This window comes from Psychrobacter sp. NZS113, from assembly GCF_015864825.1.
Lineage (GTDB): Bacteria > Pseudomonadota > Gammaproteobacteria > Pseudomonadales > Moraxellaceae > Psychrobacter.
Genome location: NZ_JADYWL010000055.1, coordinates 1 through 500, shown reverse-complemented (window position 1 = coordinate 500; position 500 = coordinate 1). Strand labels below are relative to the sequence as shown.

General features: G+C 39.8%; 1 protein-coding gene. It reads right to left on the bottom strand.

Annotated elements, in window-relative coordinates; translation table 11 throughout:
- Nucleotides 1–500 (bottom strand): tetratricopeptide repeat protein (locus I6E61_RS14105; RefSeq protein WP_197135317.1); only part of this gene is annotated, 500 nt, incomplete at both ends.

Below are 500 nucleotides of genomic sequence, written 5' to 3'. Positions count from 1 at the left end.
GTGTTGACCGTTACATCGCCTAAATACAAAGGTCGTGGCGAAATTTGCTCAATAATATTTGTAGGTAGCGAGGTTACGCTTGCGCCTGTATCAATCATTAGCTCGGTCGATAGGTTATTATTGATTTCGGTGTTTATTAAGTAATGCACGCCGTAAGGCGTTAAGGCAACGAAGTCGTCTTGCGATTGCGCTTTATTGATCATAGCTTGCAGTGTTTGCACTTGGCTTTTTAGATTGTGCTGGTTTGGCATTCGATCAAGGGTTGCTTGTGCACTAATTAAATCGCCTTGCTGATAGTAGGCATACGCAAGCGGATATAAAAACTGCGCGTTATCGCTTTTATAATCAAGCCAAATTTGTGTTTGCTCAATAATAGCTTGCCAATTTTGTTGATCTGTTAATGTGCGTAGCTTGTTTTGAATGAGCGTATTTAAACGTGTATTTACGTTACTTTGCTGATCAGCAGGCAGTAATGAATTCAGCTCAAATAAAGCAATAAT